This window comes from Streptosporangium roseum DSM 43021, from assembly GCF_000024865.1.
Taxonomy (GTDB): Bacteria; Actinomycetota; Actinomycetes; order Streptosporangiales; family Streptosporangiaceae; genus Streptosporangium; species Streptosporangium roseum.
The window spans coordinates 6,571,181-6,585,912 of sequence record NC_013595.1 but is presented as its reverse complement, the minus strand read 5'-3'; the positions used below and the strand labels follow the sequence as shown (position 1 = coordinate 6,585,912).

15 protein-coding genes are annotated in these 14,732 nt (G+C 72.3%); 13 read left to right on the top strand and 2 right to left on the bottom strand.

Annotation, left to right across the window (positions count from 1 at the left end; translation table 11 throughout):
* Positions 1 to 2: 2 nt before the first annotated feature.
* Both SROS_RS28980 and SROS_RS28975 read right to left on the bottom strand, forming a co-directional pair.
* Positions 3 to 683 (bottom strand): SanA/YdcF family protein, encoded by a 681-nt coding sequence (locus tag SROS_RS28980; RefSeq protein WP_012892479.1) that lies wholly within the window; start codon positions 681 to 683, stop codon positions 3 to 5.
* A gap of 15 nt (positions 684 to 698) precedes the next feature.
* Positions 699 to 1,688: a COX15/CtaA family protein gene (locus SROS_RS28975; protein ID WP_012892478.1), complete on the bottom strand. Its 990-nt coding sequence runs from the start codon at positions 1,686 to 1,688 to the stop codon at positions 699 to 701.
* 208 nt (positions 1,689 to 1,896) lie between these two features.
* Between SROS_RS28975 and SROS_RS28970 the strand changes: the two genes are divergently transcribed.
* From SROS_RS28970 to SROS_RS28910, 13 genes are all read left to right on the top strand, one after another.
* Positions 1,897 to 3,036 (top strand): NAD(P)/FAD-dependent oxidoreductase, encoded by a 1,140-nt coding sequence (locus tag SROS_RS28970; protein WP_012892477.1) that lies wholly within the window; start codon positions 1,897 to 1,899, stop codon positions 3,034 to 3,036.
* A complete protein-coding gene (locus SROS_RS28965) occupies positions 3,033 to 3,374 on the top strand; it encodes a (2Fe-2S)-binding protein (RefSeq protein ID WP_012892476.1) in 342 nt (113 codons plus the stop codon). The genes SROS_RS28970 and SROS_RS28965 overlap by 4 nt, the downstream gene beginning before the upstream one ends.
* Positions 3,371 to 4,744 (top strand): FAD/NAD(P)-dependent oxidoreductase, encoded by a 1,374-nt coding sequence (locus tag SROS_RS28960; RefSeq protein WP_012892475.1) that lies wholly within the window; start codon positions 3,371 to 3,373, stop codon positions 4,742 to 4,744. The genes SROS_RS28965 and SROS_RS28960 overlap by 4 nt, the downstream gene beginning before the upstream one ends.
* A gap of 4 nt (positions 4,745 to 4,748) precedes the next feature.
* Positions 4,749 to 5,642 (top strand): dihydrodipicolinate synthase family protein, encoded by an 894-nt coding sequence (locus tag SROS_RS28955; protein ID WP_012892474.1) that lies wholly within the window; start codon positions 4,749 to 4,751, stop codon positions 5,640 to 5,642.
* 95 nt (positions 5,643 to 5,737) lie between these two features.
* The gene (locus SROS_RS28950) at positions 5,738 to 6,739 is read left to right on the top strand and encodes a proline racemase family protein (protein ID WP_012892473.1); all 1,002 of its coding nucleotides are present in this window, start codon (positions 5,738 to 5,740) and stop codon (positions 6,737 to 6,739) included.
* A gap of 5 nt (positions 6,740 to 6,744) precedes the next feature.
* Positions 6,745 to 8,127 carry an aldehyde dehydrogenase family protein gene (locus SROS_RS28945; protein ID WP_218919712.1) on the top strand — a complete coding sequence of 461 codons (1,383 nt, stop codon included), beginning with the start codon at positions 6,745 to 6,747 and terminating at the stop codon, positions 8,125 to 8,127.
* A gap of 168 nt (positions 8,128 to 8,295) precedes the next feature.
* Entirely contained in the window at positions 8,296 to 9,465 is a 1,170-nt protein-coding gene (locus tag SROS_RS28940; protein ID WP_012892471.1) for a branched-chain amino acid ABC transporter substrate-binding protein, read from the top strand.
* Positions 9,462 to 10,355, top strand: coding sequence for a branched-chain amino acid ABC transporter permease (locus SROS_RS28935; RefSeq protein WP_012892470.1), 894 nt, complete (start codon positions 9,462 to 9,464; stop codon positions 10,353 to 10,355). Before SROS_RS28940 ends, SROS_RS28935 begins: the two co-directional genes overlap by 4 nt.
* On the top strand, positions 10,352 to 11,317 hold the full coding sequence (locus SROS_RS28930; RefSeq protein ID WP_012892469.1) for a branched-chain amino acid ABC transporter permease: 966 nt from the start codon (positions 10,352 to 10,354) through the stop codon (positions 11,315 to 11,317). The genes SROS_RS28935 and SROS_RS28930 overlap by 4 nt, the downstream gene beginning before the upstream one ends.
* The gene (locus SROS_RS28925; RefSeq protein ID WP_012892468.1) at positions 11,314 to 12,081 is read left to right on the top strand and encodes an ABC transporter ATP-binding protein; all 768 of its coding nucleotides are present in this window, start codon (positions 11,314 to 11,316) and stop codon (positions 12,079 to 12,081) included. Before SROS_RS28930 ends, SROS_RS28925 begins: the two co-directional genes overlap by 4 nt.
* Positions 12,074 to 12,781: an ABC transporter ATP-binding protein gene (locus tag SROS_RS28920; RefSeq protein WP_012892467.1), complete on the top strand. Its 708-nt coding sequence runs from the start codon at positions 12,074 to 12,076 to the stop codon at positions 12,779 to 12,781. The genes SROS_RS28925 and SROS_RS28920 overlap by 8 nt, the downstream gene beginning before the upstream one ends.
* 14 nt (positions 12,782 to 12,795) lie before the next feature.
* Positions 12,796 to 13,806, top strand: coding sequence for a proline racemase family protein (locus SROS_RS28915; protein ID WP_012892466.1), 1,011 nt, complete (start codon positions 12,796 to 12,798; stop codon positions 13,804 to 13,806).
* Positions 13,803 to 14,729 carry an ornithine cyclodeaminase family protein gene (locus SROS_RS28910; RefSeq protein WP_012892465.1) on the top strand — a complete coding sequence of 309 codons (927 nt, stop codon included), beginning with the start codon at positions 13,803 to 13,805 and terminating at the stop codon, positions 14,727 to 14,729. The genes SROS_RS28915 and SROS_RS28910 overlap by 4 nt, the downstream gene beginning before the upstream one ends.
* Positions 14,730 to 14,732: the final 3 nt, after the last annotated feature.

The window sequence follows — 14,732 nt, the reverse complement described above, 5'->3', positions numbered from 1 at the left end:
GCTCAGCCCGGCCGGAGGACGGCGTCGAGGGTGGTCTCGCGCGGCCCGGGGAAGACGGGGGCGGAGTCGAGGACCACCGAGTCGAGGAAGCCCTTCGCCGAGGCGAGGAACTCGCGGGCCGCGTAGGAGTAGGTGGAGACCCAGCGCCGGGCCGAGTCGTCGCCGACGCCGAAGGTCTCCAGGCCCGCCGCACGGCACAGCGCGACGGCCCTGGGCAGGTGGAAGACCTGGGTGACCACGGTCAGCCGGGTGGCCCCGAACACGTCGCGGGCCCGCACGCACGAGTCCCAGGTGTCGAAGCCCGCGTAGTCGAGGACGAGCGCGCCGGCGGGGACGCGGCGGGCGAGCAGGTAGTCGCGCATCACGGTGGGCTCGTCGTAGCCGGCACGGCTGTTGTCGCCCGACAGCAGGATCGCCTTCACCTTGCCCGCGCGGTACAGCTCGGCGGAGATGTCCAGTCGCCTGGCCAGCATGGGGGAGGGGGTGGTCCCCCATGCCGCCGCGCCCAGGACCAGCGCCACCGGAGCCCCGGGGACCCCGCTCATCCAGCCGGGGGCGGAGTCGGCGACCGCCCGGTGCCCGGAGCTGGTCAGCCACGCCCAGGTCAGCGGGGCGACGGCGAGCACGCTCAGCAGCACCGCCGCCTGGTAGGAGCGGCGGAGGGTCATGCGTGACAGCGGCATCCGGCCATTGTCCGGCTATGCGGGGACGGAGTCGAGCCTGTCCCCGCGGGCGGTCTGGGTGCCCAGCGGCCCCCGTGTCCGCATCGCGAACACCACCCGCAGCGTGCAGATCCACACCAGCGTCGAGCCGAGCACGTGCAGGCCGACCAGGAACGCGGGCACGGCCAGGAAGTACTGGACGTATCCGATGATCCCCTGCGCCAGCTCCACGGCCAGCAGCGTCAGCGCCGCCCGCCGCGCGGGAGCGGGCGCGCCGGTCACGCGCAGTGCGAACAGCAGGGCGAAGGTGAGCCCGACCACGACGTAGACGACGTCGGCGTGGATCCTGGCCACGACCTCGATGTCGAACGGGAACCGGGAGGCCATCTCGTCTCCGGAGTGCGGTCCGGTGCCGGTCACCACCACGCCCGCGACGAGCAGCACGGCCACCGCGGCGGTGAGCACGTGGCCGAGCATGCGGATGTCGCGGCGGACCAGCGGCTCCGGCGCCGCGTCGCCCTCCCGCGAGCGGGCGTAGAGGGCGACGCAGGCGGCGATCAGGCCGATGGAGATCAGGAAGTGCATGCCCACGGTGAACGGGTTGAGCACGCTGTGCACGACCACGCCGCCCCAGAGCCCCTGCGCGGCCACGCCGATCGGCTGCAGCCAGGCGAGGCGGACCAGGTCCCGGCGCCGGGGCAGCAGCCTCACCGCGGCGAGCAGGCAGGCCAGGCCGACGGCCAGGACCAGGAAGGTCAGCAGCCGGTTGCCGAACTCGACGGCCATGTTGATCGGGGAGATCTCGCCGTGGGCGATCGGGACGAAGCTGTCGGGGGTGCACCTGGGCCAGGTGGGGCAGCCCAGCCCCGACTTGCTGACCCGGACCGCCGCGCCGGTCACGGTGATGCCGGCGTTGACGACCACCGCCACCAGCGCCCAGCGGCGCAGGGTGGCGGCCGTGGGGGACCACAGGGACCGCGTCAGGTTCACGGTTTGCCGACGGGCCTGGTCAAGGAGGTGCTTCACGGCTCACATGTTAGGCGGCGAGGGGGACGGTCCCGTCGCGGGCCCATGCGCTCGCCCTGAGATGATCTGCTCCCGTCCGTACGGCTTGTGCGGTGTACCGCCGGGTATGGGTCGGCTGAACTGGCGGAACGGCGGGGCCGCCCAATTGATCCGCACAACAGTATGTGACATAGTACTGGTGGGTCAGGTTGCGGGAGTGAGGTGAGTCATGCCGGACGTCGTGGTGATCGGCGCCGGAGTCGTCGGGGCCGCGTGCGCGTACTACGCGGCGCGTGCCGGGCTGGACGTGGTCGTCGTCGACCGCGGGCCCGTGGCGGGCGGCACGACCGGCGCGGGAGAGGGAAACGTCCTGGTCTCCGACAAGGAGCCGGGTCCCGAGCTCGACCTCGCCCTGCTCTCCAACGGCCTCTGGCGCGAGCTGGCGGAGCTCGACGGCTTCGAGTTCGAGGCCAAGGGCGGCCTGGTGGTCGCCGAGACCGGCGAGGTGCTGGAGGCGCTCACCGGCCTGGCGGGCAAGCAGGGGGTCGAGCACACGGTGGTCGCCTCCGGCGGGCTCAACGACTACGAGCCCCACCTGGCAGGTGGCTTCGCCGGAGGCGTGTTCTACCCGCAGGACGCCCAGGTCCAGCCCATGCTGGCGGCGGCCAGGCTGATCCGGCGGGGCGCCGACAGCTTCGGCCGCGGCGCCCTGATGCTGCGCACCGGTGTCACGGTCACCGGCTTCCTGCGCGACGGCGACCGGATCGGCGGCGTCACGACCGACCACGGCGACATCCTCGCCGGAGCCGTCGTCAACGCCGCCGGGACCTGGGGCGGCGAGGTGGCCGCCATGGCCGGCGTGCACGTCCCGATCCTGCCCCGGCGCGGCTTCATCCTGGTCACCGAGCCGTTCGACAGGCCGCTGATCAGGCACAAGGTCTACACCGCCGCCTATGTCACCAACGTGGCCAGCGACTCGGAGGGCCTGGAGACGTCCGCCGTCGTGGAGGGCACCCCCTCGGGGCCGGTGCTCATCGGCGCCAGCCGCGAGCGCGTCGGCTTCGACCGCACGGTCTCCGTACCGGTGCTGGAACGCCTCGCCCGCCAGGCCGTGGAGCTGTTCCCGGCGCTGGCCGACCGCAGGGCGATCCGGGCCTACTGCGGCTTCCGGCCCTACTGCCCCGACCACCTGCCGGTGATCGGTGAGGACCCCCGGGCCCCCGGCCTCCACCACGCCTGCGGCCACGAGGGGGCGGGCATCGGCCTGGCCCCCGCCACCGGCCACCTGATCGCCCAGTCGCTGGCCGGTCTCCGCCCCGACCTCGACCTCACGCCCTTCCGCCCGGACCGCTTCGAGGAGCGCCGATGAACCAGCCGTACGACCTCGTGCGAGCGCGGCCAGAGCCGGAGTTCGAGATCAGCGTGGACGGCGCCCCCGTCCCGGTGATCCCCGGCCAGACCATCGGCGCCGCCCTGCACGGCGCGGGCATCCGGTCGTGGCGCACCACCAGGATCGGCGCCCGCCCGCGCGGGCTGTTCTGCGGCATCGGCGTCTGCTTCGACTGCCTGGTCACGGTCAACGGCAGCCCGTCCCTGCGGGCCTGCCTGACGGAGGCCCGCCCCGGAGACCGGGTGAGCACCGGTGCGCCGGCGGGACGGGACGGGACGGGCGGCGGCGAGGGCGAGACGACGGTGAACGGCCGGTGAAGCCCCTCTACGACCTCGCCGTCATCGGCGCGGGCCCGGCCGGGGTGGCCGGCGCGCTCACCGCCTCCTTCGCCGGGCTGGACGTCGTGCTGATCGACGCCGCGCCCAGGCCCGGAGGGCAGTACTTCCGGCACCTGCCGCGAGGCTTCAACGCCCAGGCGCCCGGGGCCCTCCACCACGGCCTGGACAGGTTCACCCGGCAGTGGGAGACGTTGCGCGCCCGCGCCGACGTGCTGCTCGGCCACAAGGTCTGGGCGGTCGAGCGGGCCGACGGGACGGTGACCGTACGGTGCCTCGAGGGAGACCGCGAGGAGCGGCCCCGCACGGTCACCGCGCGCGGGCTGCTGATCGCCACCGGCGCCCACGACCGGCCCCTGCCGTTCCCCGGCTGGGACCTGCCCGGCGTGCTGACCGCCGGCGGCGCGCAGGCCCTGCTCAAGGGCAACCTCGTCGTGGCGGGCCGGAAGGTCGTGGTCGCCGGGACCGGCCCCTTCCTGCTCCCGGTCGCCGCCGGCCTGGCCGAGGCGGGCGCGGACGTGCGCGGCGTCTACGAGGCCAACGGCCGGCTCGGGCTCGCCAGGCACCCGCTGCTCGCCGCGGGCAAGGCCGGCGAGGCCCTCGGGTACGGCGCGAGCCTGGCCCGGAACCTGGTGCCCTACCGCGGCCGCCACGCGGTGATCGCGGCGCACGGCGGGGACGCGCTGACCCACGTCACCGTGGCGAGGCTGGACTCCGCCTGGAGGCCGGTCTCGACGAGGACCGTCGAGTGCGACACCCTCGCCTACGGCTACGGCTTCGTCCCCCAGCTCGAACTGCCGGTCCAGCTCGGCTGCGCGACCCGCGCCGACGCCGACGGCAGCCCCGTCGTCACCGTGGACGGAGGGCTGCGCACCAGCGTGCCCGGCGTCTACGCGGCGGGGGAGTCCACCGGTGTCGGCGGAGCCGTGCTGGCCGAGGTCGAGGGGCGCATCGCGGGCCGGAGCGCCGCCGCGGACCTGGGCCGGCGCGTCCCGCCCCTGCCCCGCCTGTCCCGGCGCAGGGACCGCCTGGCGGCCTTCGCGAAGGTGCTGCTGGAGGCCTACCCGGTACGGCCGGGCTGGCAGGGGTGGCTCCGTGACGACACGCTGGTCTGCCGCTGCGAGGAGGTGCCCCTGTCGGCCGTGCGCGAGGCCCAGGACCTGGGCGCCACCGACGCGCGCTCCGTCAAACTGCTGGCCCGACCCGGTATGGGCTGGTGCCAGGGCCGTATGTGCGGCTACGCCGTGGCATGCCTCGCCGGTGAGGATCCCGCGGCACCCCGGCGTCCGATCGCCCAGCCCATCCGGCTGGGCGACCTCGCCGCAACGACCCGATCCCCCTTGGAAGGATGATCCAATGACGACCCGTGTGAAACCCTGGCGCGGCGTGATGGTGGCCACCGCGCTGCCTCTTGGCGAGGACCTCTCGGTCGACTTCGACGCCTACGCGGAGCACTGCCGGTGGCTGGTCGCCGGCGGTTGCGACGGCGTGGTGCCGAACGGCTCGCTGGGGGAGTACCAGACCCTGACGCCCGAGGAGCGGGCCAAGGTCGTGGAGACCGCGGTGGCGGCCATCGGCGGTGACCGGGTCATGCCGGGGATCGCCGCCTACGGGGCGGGCGAGGCCCGCCGCTGGGCCGAGCAGGCGCGCGACGCGGGCTGCCAGGCGGTGATGCTGCTCCCGCCGAACGCCTACCGGGCCGACGAGCGGATCGTGGTGGAGCACTACCGCGAGGTGGCCAAGGCTGGCGTGCCGGTGGTGGCCTACAACAACCCCCTCGACACCAAGGTCGACCTCACCCCGGCGCTGCTGGCCCGGCTGCACGCCGAGGGCCTGATCGTGGCGGTCAAGGAGTTCACCGGCGACGTCCGCCGGGCCTACGAGATCGCCGAGCTCGCCCCGGAGCTGGACCTGCTGGTGGGCTCCGACGACGTGCTGCTGGAGCTGGCCCTGGCCGGCGCGGTCGGCTGGGTGGCCGGCTACCCCAACGCGCTGCCCGAGTCCAGCGTGGCCCTGTACAAGGCGGCCCTGGCCGGGGACCTGACCACCGCGCTCCCGCTCTACCGCGCGCTGCACCCGCTGCTGCGCTGGGACTCCAAGACCGTGTTCGTGCAGGCCATCAAGCTCTCCATGGACCTGGCCGGGCGGAAGGGCGGCCCGTGCCGCCCGCCGCGGCTGCCGCTGGTCCCCGAAGAGGAGGCCCTCGTCCGCGCCGCCACCGAGAAGGCCCTGGCCGAAGGCCTGCGGTAACCGGGGCCGGTCGTCCGCACTCCGTGGCCGGGCGCACCATTGAGTGCGGCCGGCCACGGGCCCGAAAGGCAGCTCACCCCCTGCGAGGAGTATCAATGAGGACGAAACGGGTCTTCCATGCGGTGGACTCCCACACCGAGGGCATGCCCACCCGGGTGATCACCGGGGGAGTGGGAGTCATCCCCGGTTCGACCATGGCCGAGCGCCGCGAGCACTTCCTGGCCGAGATGGATCACGTCCGGACCCTGCTCATGTACGAGCCGCGCGGTCACTCGGCGATGAGCGGGGCCATCCTGCAGCCGCCGACCCGGCCCGACGCCGACTACGGCGTGCTCTACATCGAGGTCTCCGGCTGCCTGCCGATGTGCGGCCACGGCACCATCGGCGTCGCCACCGTCCTGGTGGAGACCGGGATGGTCGAGGTGGTCGAGCCGGTCACCACCATCCGGCTGGACACCCCAGCCGGGCTGGTCGTCGCCGAGGTGCGGGTCGAGGACGGCGCCGCCACCGCGGTGACCATCACCAACGTGCCCTCCTTCAGCGCCGGCCTGGACCGCACCGTCAAGGTGCCCGGCATCGGCGAGGTCACCTACGACCTGGCCTACGGCGGCAACTTCTACGCGATCCTGCCGATCGAGTCGGTCGGCCTGCCGTTCGACCGGGCACACAAGCAGCAGATCCTCGACGCGGGCCTGGCGATCATGGACGCGATCAACGAGCAGGACGAGCCCGTCCACCCGCTGGACGCGGGCATCCGCGGCTGTCACCACGTGCAGTTCACCGCCCCCGGCTCCGACGCCCGCCACTCCAGGCACGCGATGGCCATCCATCCCGGCTGGTTCGACCGCTCGCCCTGCGGCACCGGCACCAGCGCCCGGATGGCCCAGCTCCACGCCCGGGGCGAGCTCCCCCTCGACACCGATTTCGTCAACGAGTCGTTCATCGGCACCCGATTCGTCGGCCGGCTCGTCGAGGAGACGGAGGTGACCGATCTGCCCGCGGTGGTTCCGACCATCACCGGGCGGGCATGGGTCACCGGCACCGCCCAGTACTTCCTCGACCCCCGTGACCCGTTCCCCGAAGGTTTCCTGCTTTGACAAACGTGATCAATTTGATCGAGAGCCGTTCCCCGCACAACCCGGCCGACCTGGTCGCCTCCTTCCCCGCGGCGGGGGAGGCGGGCGTCCAGGCCGCGGTCCGGCTGGCGCAGGCCGTACAGCACGACTGGGCGTCAAGGAACGCCGCCGCGCGGGCCACGGCCCTGGCGCGGGCCGCCGACGCGGTGGAGGGGGCGGCCGACGAGCTGGCCGCCCTGGTGGTCCGCGAGGTCGGCAAACCGGTGACCGAGGCGCGCGGCGAGGTCGCCCGCTCGGTGTCGATCCTGCGCTACTACGCCCAGCAGGTGTTCGACCCGGTCGGCGCGGTCCACGAGCCGTCGGGCGCGGGACTGCTGTTCACCCGGCGGCGGCCGCTCGGCGTGGCCGGTCTGATCACGCCGTGGAACTTCCCGCTGGCCATCCCGCTGTGGAAGGCCGCGCCCGCGCTGGCGTTCGGCAACACGGTCGTGCTCAAGCCCGCCCCGCAGGCGCTGGCGTGCGCGCTGCGCCTGGCCGAGCTGCTGAACCTCAACGAGTTCCAGGTCGTGCCCGGCGACGCGGAGGAGGGCGCCGCGCTGGTGGAGGCCGCCGACGTGGTCTCCTTCACCGGCTCCGCCGCCGTGGGCGCGCTGGTGCGCGAGGCCGCCGTACGGCGCGGCGTGCCGGTGCAGGCCGAGATGGGCGGGCAGAACGCCAGCATCGTGCTGCCGGACGCCAACCTGGAGGCCGCGGCCGCCCAGATCGCGGCGGCCGCGATGGGCTTCGCCGGGCAGAAGTGCACGGCCACCAAGCGGATCATCACGGTCGGCAACGGCGACGAGGTCCGCGAGGCCGTGCTCGCGGCGGTGGCCAAGCTCGGCTTCGGCGACCCGTCCGACCCCGGCACGGCCGTCGGCCCGCTGATCGACGAGGCGGCCCGCGACCGGGTCGTGGACGCGGCGGCGGGCGCGATCGCCGCGGGCGGCCGGATCCTGACCGGGGGCCGCGCCGTGCACAGCCTCCAGGAGGGCGGGCTCGGCGGCTGGTATGTGGAGCCGACGCTCGTGGACGGCCTGCCCGCCGACCACCCGCTGGTCTGTGAGGAGGTCTTCGGGCCGATCTGCGTGATCCAGGACGCCGCCTCGGTGGACGAGGCGGTGGCGCTGGCCAACGGCGTCCGGTACGGCCTGGCCTCGGCCGTCTACACCAGCGACCTGGACAGGGCCCTGGACCTCGGCGCGCGGCTGGACACCGGCCTGGTCAAGGTGAACGCCCCGACCAGCGGCGTGGACTTCTACCTGCCGTTCGGCGGGGAGAAGGACTCCAGCTACGGAGGCCGGGAGCAGGGCAAGGCGGCCCAGGACTTCTACACCTCGACCCACACCGTCACCATAAGCCCGGCACGCTGAGGGCCTGCCGTCCGTAGAAGGGGCATCCCCGCCCGGGGATGCCCCTTCGCGTATCCGCACGATGGGCGGATAAAAGATGTGTGAAGTTTAACGGTCTTGTTTCGGCCCTTGACGTGGACATTCACAGATAGTGCAATGTCACATATCATTATTTGTGAGGAGCCGCAAATGCGTGCCATCCCCCTGAAGTCCTTCGCGTCGCTGGCCGTTGTCGGCCTCCTGGTCACCGGATGTGGTCAGGGCCTGCTCGGCGGCGGCGACGGCGACAAGGCCGCCACCGCGGACGACCCGATCGTCCTCGGCATGCTGATCCCCCAGTCGGGCAGCGAGGCCGCCATCGGTCCCTATATGAGCAACGCGGCGCAGCTGGCGCTCGACGAGATCAACGCCAAGGGCGGAGTCCTCGGCCGCAAGCTGGAGCTGAAGACCGCCGACGACGCCTGCGACGCCCAGTCGGCGGCGGCCGGAGCCAACAAGCTGGTCACCGAGGGTGTGGACATCTCGGTCGGAGGATACTGCTCCGGCGCCACGCTGCCTACCCTGCCCATCTTCGGCAAGGCTAACATCCCGATGATCATTCCGGCGGCCAACTCCCAGGAACTGGTCGACCAGAAGCTCAAGCACGTCTTCCTGATCAACGGCACCGGCTCCCAGCAGGCCGGGGCGGCGGAGAAGTGGATCGCCAAGCAGGACGCCAAGAGCGTCGTGCTGATGCACGACAACACCAGCTACTCCAAGGACATCGCGCTGCGCACCAAGGCGCTGCTCGACGCCCCCGCCGGTGCCGAGGCCGTGCTCGTCGAGACGGTCACGCCCAAGGAGAGCGACTACAGCGCCAACATCACCAACGTGCTGGCCAAGAAGCCCGACTTCGTCTACTGGACCGGCTACTTCCAGGAGGGCGGCCTGATCGCCCGCCAGCTCCGCCAGGCCGGATACAAGGGCTCCATCATGGTCGGCGACGGCTCGGTCTCGCCCAAACTGGTCGAGATCGCCGGGGCCGAGGCCGCCGAGGGCCTCTACGCCACGATGACCCAGACCCCCGACACGCTCGAAGGCGCCGAGGGCTGGATCGCGGCCTACAAGAAGAAGTACAACGCCGACCCCGGCCCATACTCCAACCAGGCCTACGACGCCGTGCGGCTGGCCGCCGAGGCCGTCACCAAGGCGGGCGGCACCGACGGCGCCAAGGTCATCTCCGCGCTGGAGGCGATCGACGGGTTCTCGATGTTCTCCGGGCCGCTGAAGTTCACCCCCGAGCACACGCTGTCCAACGGCGGCTTCCAGATCCTCGTCGTCAAGGACGGAAAGATCACCTTGCAGGACTCTCTCAAATGACACAGCTCGTCTGGAACGGCCTGTTTGTCGGCTCGTTCTACGCGCTGGTGGCGCTGGGCTACAGCATGGTCTACGGGATCATCAAGCTGCTCAACTTCGCCCACGGCGACCTGTACATGCTCGGCGCGTTCGTCGGCTTCGCCATCCTCGGCGCGGTCGGCGGCGTGTCCTCCTCGATGGCGCTGCCGCTGCTGCTGGTGGTACTCCTGGCGACCATGGTCCTCACCGGCCTGGCCGGGGTGGCACTGGAACGGATCGCCTACCGGCCGCTGCGCCGCGCGCCCCGGCTCTCCCTGCTCATCACCGCGGTCGGCGCGTCCTTCGCCCTGGAGTACGGCATGCGCGCCGCCGCCGGGGCCGACCCGCGGGTCTACCCGGTACGGCTCGGCGGCACCTCCGTGGAGGTGCTCGGAGCCCGGCTGACCCTGCAGCAGCTCGTCCTGGTCGGAGTGGCCGTCGTCCTCATGATCGGGCTCAACCTGCTGATCACCCGGACCCGTGAGGGCCGGGCCATGCGGGCCATCGCCCTCGACCCGCGCACCAGCTCGCTGATGGGCATCGACGTGAACGCGGTCATCTCCCGGACCTTCTTCATCGGCTCGGCCCTCGCCGGGGCCGCCGGGGTGATGGCGGGGGCCTACTACGGGAAGATCGACTTCCTGATGGGCTTCCTGATCGGGCTCAAGGCCTTCACCGCGGCCGTCATCGGCGGCATCGGCAACATCCCCGGCACGATGCTCGGCGGGCTGCTGCTCGGGCTGCTGGAGTCGTTCGGCACGTTCTGGCTGGGCGGCGAGTGGCGCGACGTGTTCGCCTTCGGGGTGCTGATCCTGTTCCTGACCGTGCGGCCCACGGGCCTGCTCGGCGAACGCGTGACGGAGCGAGTATGACCGGCACGACCAAGGTTCGCCGGGTCGGCGCCGCCAAGCCCCCGACCCGTGCCTCGAAACTGCTGCAGAACAGGTGGGCCGGGATCGCCGGCCTGCTGATCGCGCTCCTGGCGCCGTTCGTCAACGCCAGCGGCTACGCGCTGTCGGTCATGACCAGCGCGGCCATCTTCGTGATGCTCGCGGCCGGGCTGAACATCGTGGTCGGCTACTGCGGCCTGCTCGACCTCGGCTACGTCGCCTTCTTCGCGGTCGGCGCCTACACCAGCGGGGTGCTGTCCACCCGCTTCGACCTGCCGCTGCTGGTCACCGTGCCGGCGGTCATCGTGGTCACGGTCATCGCCGGGATCGTCATCGGCGCGCCCACCCTCCGGCTCCGCAGCGACTACCTCGCCATCGTCACCCTCGGTTTCGGCGAGATCATCCGGATCACCGCGAACAACCTGGACGTCACCGGCGGGCCCTCGGGCATCTACGGCATCCCGCACCTGACCGACAGTCCGGTGGTCTTCTACTACGTGACCGTGGTGGTCGTCTCCCTGGCCGTCCTCGGCGCGGCCCGCCTGGGCCGCTCCCGGCTCGGACGGGCCTGGCGGTTCGTCCGCGAGGACGAGGACGCCGCCGAGGCCATGGGTGTGCACACCTACCGGGTCAAGCTCGCCGCCTACATCGCCGGAGCGGTCTGGGGCGGCCTGGCCGGCGTCCTGTTCGCCGCGCAGCTGTCGGCGATCTCCCCGACCAGCTTCACCTTCCTGCAGTCCGCGCTGGTCCTGATGGCGGTCGTGCTGGGCGGCATGGGCTCGATCCCCGGTGTCGTCATCGGCGCCGTCGTGATCAGCATCCTGCCGGAGATCCTGCGCGACCTCGCCGACTACCGGTTCTTCATCTTCGGCGTCCTCCTCATCGCGGTCATGATCCTGCGTCCGCAGGGGCTGTGGCCCGCCCGATCCAAGGAGGTCTCGTGAGCCTGCTGAGCGTGGAGGACCTGCGCCTGTCCTTCGGCGGACTGCTGGCCATCGACGGGCTCACGTTCTCGGTGGGCGAGGCGGAGATCGTCTCCGTCATCGGCCCCAACGGCGCGGGCAAGACGTCGGCCTTCAACTGCGTCACCGGCTTCTACCGTCCCTCCTCGGGCCGGATCACCCTGCGGGGCAAGGACCTTCCCGGGCTGCGGCCGTCGGCCATCGCGGGCCTCGGCGTCGCGCGCACCTTCCAGAACCTGCGCCTGTTCGGCGAGCTGTCGGTCCTGGACAACGTGCGGGCCGGATCGCACCTGTGGCTCAGGCAGAGCGTGTTCGACGCCCTGCTGCACACCCCTCGCTACCGCCGCTCCGAACGCGAGTGCACCGAGCAGGCCCACCACTGGCTGGACTTCGTCGGCCTGAGCGGTGACCGCTACAGCGAGGCCCGCAACCTGCCCTACGGCGAGCAGCGCCTCACGGAGATCGCCAGAGCCCTGGCCCGCCGCCCCGACCTGCTCCTGCTGGACGAGCCCGCCGCCGGGCTCAACCATGGGGAGAAGGCCGAGATGCTCGACCTGATCCGGCGGATCCAGGCGCTGGGCGTGGCGATCGTGCTCATCGAACACGACATGGGCCTGGTCATGGAGGTCTCCGAACGCGTGGTCGTGCTCAACTTCGGCAAGGAGATCGCCGACGGCCGCCCGGAGGACGTCCGCCGGAACCCCGCCGTCATCGAGGCCTACCTCGGGAGTGACGCCCATGCTTGAGATCCACGGACTGGACGTCCACTACGGCGGTGTGCACGCCCTGCGCGGCCTGTCCCTGACCATCGCGCCGGGGGAGATCGTCGCCCTGCTGGGCAACAACGGCGCGGGCAAGACCACCACGCTGTCGGCGGTCTCCGGCCTGGTGCGCTCCACCGCCGGGAAGGTCGTCTTCGACGGACGGGAGATCACCAGGGACAGACCCCACAAGATCGCCGAACGCGGCCTGGTGCACGTCCCCGAGGGCCGCAGGGTCTTCAGCACCCTCACCGTGCACGAGAACCTGCAGCTCGGCGGCTACCTGGTCCGCGACCAGGCCGAGATCCGCAAGCGGATCGAGCGCGTCTACGAGCTGCTGCCCCGCCTGGCCGAGCGGCGCGCCCAGCAGGGCGGCACGCTGTCCGGCGGCGAGCAGCAGATGCTCGCCATCGGCCGGGCCCTGGTCACCGGGCCCCGGCTGCTGCTGCTCGACGAGCCCTCCATGGGCCTGGCCCCACTGGTGGTCGCCTCGGTGATGGAGCTGATCGCCGGGATCAACGCCGAGGGCACCTCGGTGCTGCTCGTCGAGCAGAACGCCACCGCGGCGCTCAAGATCGCTCACCGCGGCTACGTGATCGAGAACGGCGAGTGCGTGCTGGACGGCCCCGCGGCCGACCTGCGCGAGGACGCCCGGGTGGTCGAGGCCTACCTCGGCGGAGTATGACGGGACGGGGAACGATGATCCAGACGATCGACTACCACACCGGCGGCGAGCCTTTCCGGATCGTCACCTCCGGTGTGCCCGACATCCCCGGAAGCACGGTCCTGGAACGGCGCGAGTCGGCGGCGGCCCCGGAGATCGACGGCGTGCGGCGGCTGCTCTGCCACGAGCCGCGAGGGCACGCCGACATGTACGGCTGCTTCCTCGTCCCGCCGGACGACGCGGGAGCCGATCTCGGCGTGCTGTTCTGGCACAAGGACGGCTACTCCACCGCCTGCGGCCACGGCACCATCGCGCTCGGGGTCCACGCCGTGGAGAGCGGCCTGGTCGAGGCCGATCCGGACGGGGAGACCGACGTCGTCGTCGACGTCCCGTCCGGCAGGGTGACGGCCCGGGTCCGCTGCGCGGCGGGCCTGGTCGAGGCCGTCACGTTCCGGAACGTGCCCTCCTACGTGCTCGCGCGGGACATCGAGCTGGGCCCGCTCGCCGGGGCGGATGCGTCCGCGGCGGGCTCCGGGACCGGTCCGCTCGCCGGTGTCAGGGCCGACGTCTCCTACGGCGGAGCCATCTACGCCTCGGTCCCGGCCGCGGCGCTCGGGCTGAGCGTGGCGCCCGAGCACCTCACCGAGCTGATCGCGCTCGGCCGGGCGGTGAAGGCGGCCCTGGCCGGGCACCCCGCCTCCCGGCACCCGGGCGACGACCGGCTGTCGGGGATCTACGGCGTCATCTTCCACGAAGAGCTGGGCCCCGGGCACCAGCGCAACGTCACCGTCTTCGCCGACGGCGAGGTGGACCGCTCGCCGTGCGGCTCCGGCACGGCCGCCCGGCTGGCGCTGCTGCACGCCGACGGCTTCACCGGCACGCTCGTCCACGAGGGCATCGTGGGAACCTCCTTCCGGGCCTGGGTCGCCGAGGTGACCGAGGAGGGGATCGTCCCCGAGGTGGAGGGCATGGCCTACCGCACCGGTGAGCACCGCTTCACCCTGGATCCGCGCGATCCCGTCGGCACCGGGTTCGCCCTCCGATGAGCGCGCTGCCCTACCTGGACGGGGAGACCCTGCGCGAGCTGGTGCCGATGGCGCGGGCCGTGCAGGTGCTCCAGGACGCGCTGCTGGCGGGGCTCGACCCCGAGGACACCCCGCTGCGGCCCGTCGTGGAGGTCCCCGCCGGGCAGCTGCTGCTGATGCCCGCCGCGTGGGGCCGTCACGTCGGGATCAAGGTGGCCGGGGTGGCCCCGGCCAACCCCTCACGTGGGCTGCCCCGGATCCAGGGCGCCTACCTGCTGATGGACGGGGAGAGCCTGGCGCCGCTGGCCATGATGGACGGCGTCGCCCTCACCTCGCTGCGCACCCCCGCCGTCTCCGCGCTGGCCGTACGGCATCTGGCCGGGTCCGGCGCCTCGGAGATGGCGGTGTTCGGCGCGGGACCGCAGGCGTGGGGGCACGTGGAGGCCTTCCGCGCGGTCCGGCCGGTGCGGCGGGTGAGCGTGATCGCCCGGGACGCGGCGAAGGCGCGCGCCTTCGCCGCCCGGTGCGCCGCCGAGGGCCTCCAGGCCGATACGGTGGCCGATCCCGGACAGGCCGACCTGATCGCCTGCTGTACGACCTCCAGGACTCCCCTGTTCGACGGTAGGCTCACCCGGGATGACGCGACCGTGGTCGCGGTCGGCTCCCACGAACCCGATGCCCGGGAGGTCGACGACGATCTCGTCGCGCGTGCCACGGTGGTCGTCGAAGCCCGCAGTGCCGCTCTCGCCGAGGCAGGAGACCTGATCATCCCGTTGCGGAACGGTACGATCACCATTGGTCACCTCGCCGGCAACCTCGGGGAACTGGTCGCCGGCACGGTGCCTCGCGGTCCGGGGCCCCGGCTGTTCAAGAGCGTGGGCATGGCCTGGGAGGACCTGGTGGTGGCGGCTGCCGCCTACGAGGCGTGGATGCGAGTGAGATGAGAG

Bases quoted from the DNA above. Each gene is read 5' to 3' on its own strand.
- SROS_RS28980 (WP_012892479.1), bottom strand. From the start codon at position 683: ATGCCGCTGTCACGCATGACCCTCCGCCGCTCCTACCAGGCGGCGGTG.
- SROS_RS28970 (WP_012892477.1), top strand. From the start codon at position 1,897: ATGCCGGACGTCGTGGTGATCGGCGCCGGAGTCGTCGGGGCCGCGTGC.
- SROS_RS28965 (WP_012892476.1), top strand. From the start codon at position 3,033: ATGAACCAGCCGTACGACCTCGTGCGAGCGCGGCCAGAGCCGGAGTTC.
- SROS_RS28955 (WP_012892474.1), top strand. From the start codon at position 4,749: ATGACGACCCGTGTGAAACCCTGGCGCGGCGTGATGGTGGCCACCGCG.
- SROS_RS28950 (WP_012892473.1), top strand. From the start codon at position 5,738: ATGAGGACGAAACGGGTCTTCCATGCGGTGGACTCCCACACCGAGGGC.
- SROS_RS28940 (WP_012892471.1), top strand. From the start codon at position 8,296: ATGCGTGCCATCCCCCTGAAGTCCTTCGCGTCGCTGGCCGTTGTCGGC.
- SROS_RS28935 (WP_012892470.1), top strand. From the start codon at position 9,462: ATGACACAGCTCGTCTGGAACGGCCTGTTTGTCGGCTCGTTCTACGCG.
- SROS_RS28930 (WP_012892469.1), top strand. From the start codon at position 10,352: ATGACCGGCACGACCAAGGTTCGCCGGGTCGGCGCCGCCAAGCCCCCG.
- SROS_RS28920 (WP_012892467.1), top strand. From the start codon at position 12,074: ATGCTTGAGATCCACGGACTGGACGTCCACTACGGCGGTGTGCACGCC.
- SROS_RS28915 (WP_012892466.1), top strand. From the start codon at position 12,796: ATGATCCAGACGATCGACTACCACACCGGCGGCGAGCCTTTCCGGATC.
- SROS_RS28910 (WP_012892465.1), top strand. From the start codon at position 13,803: ATGAGCGCGCTGCCCTACCTGGACGGGGAGACCCTGCGCGAGCTGGTG.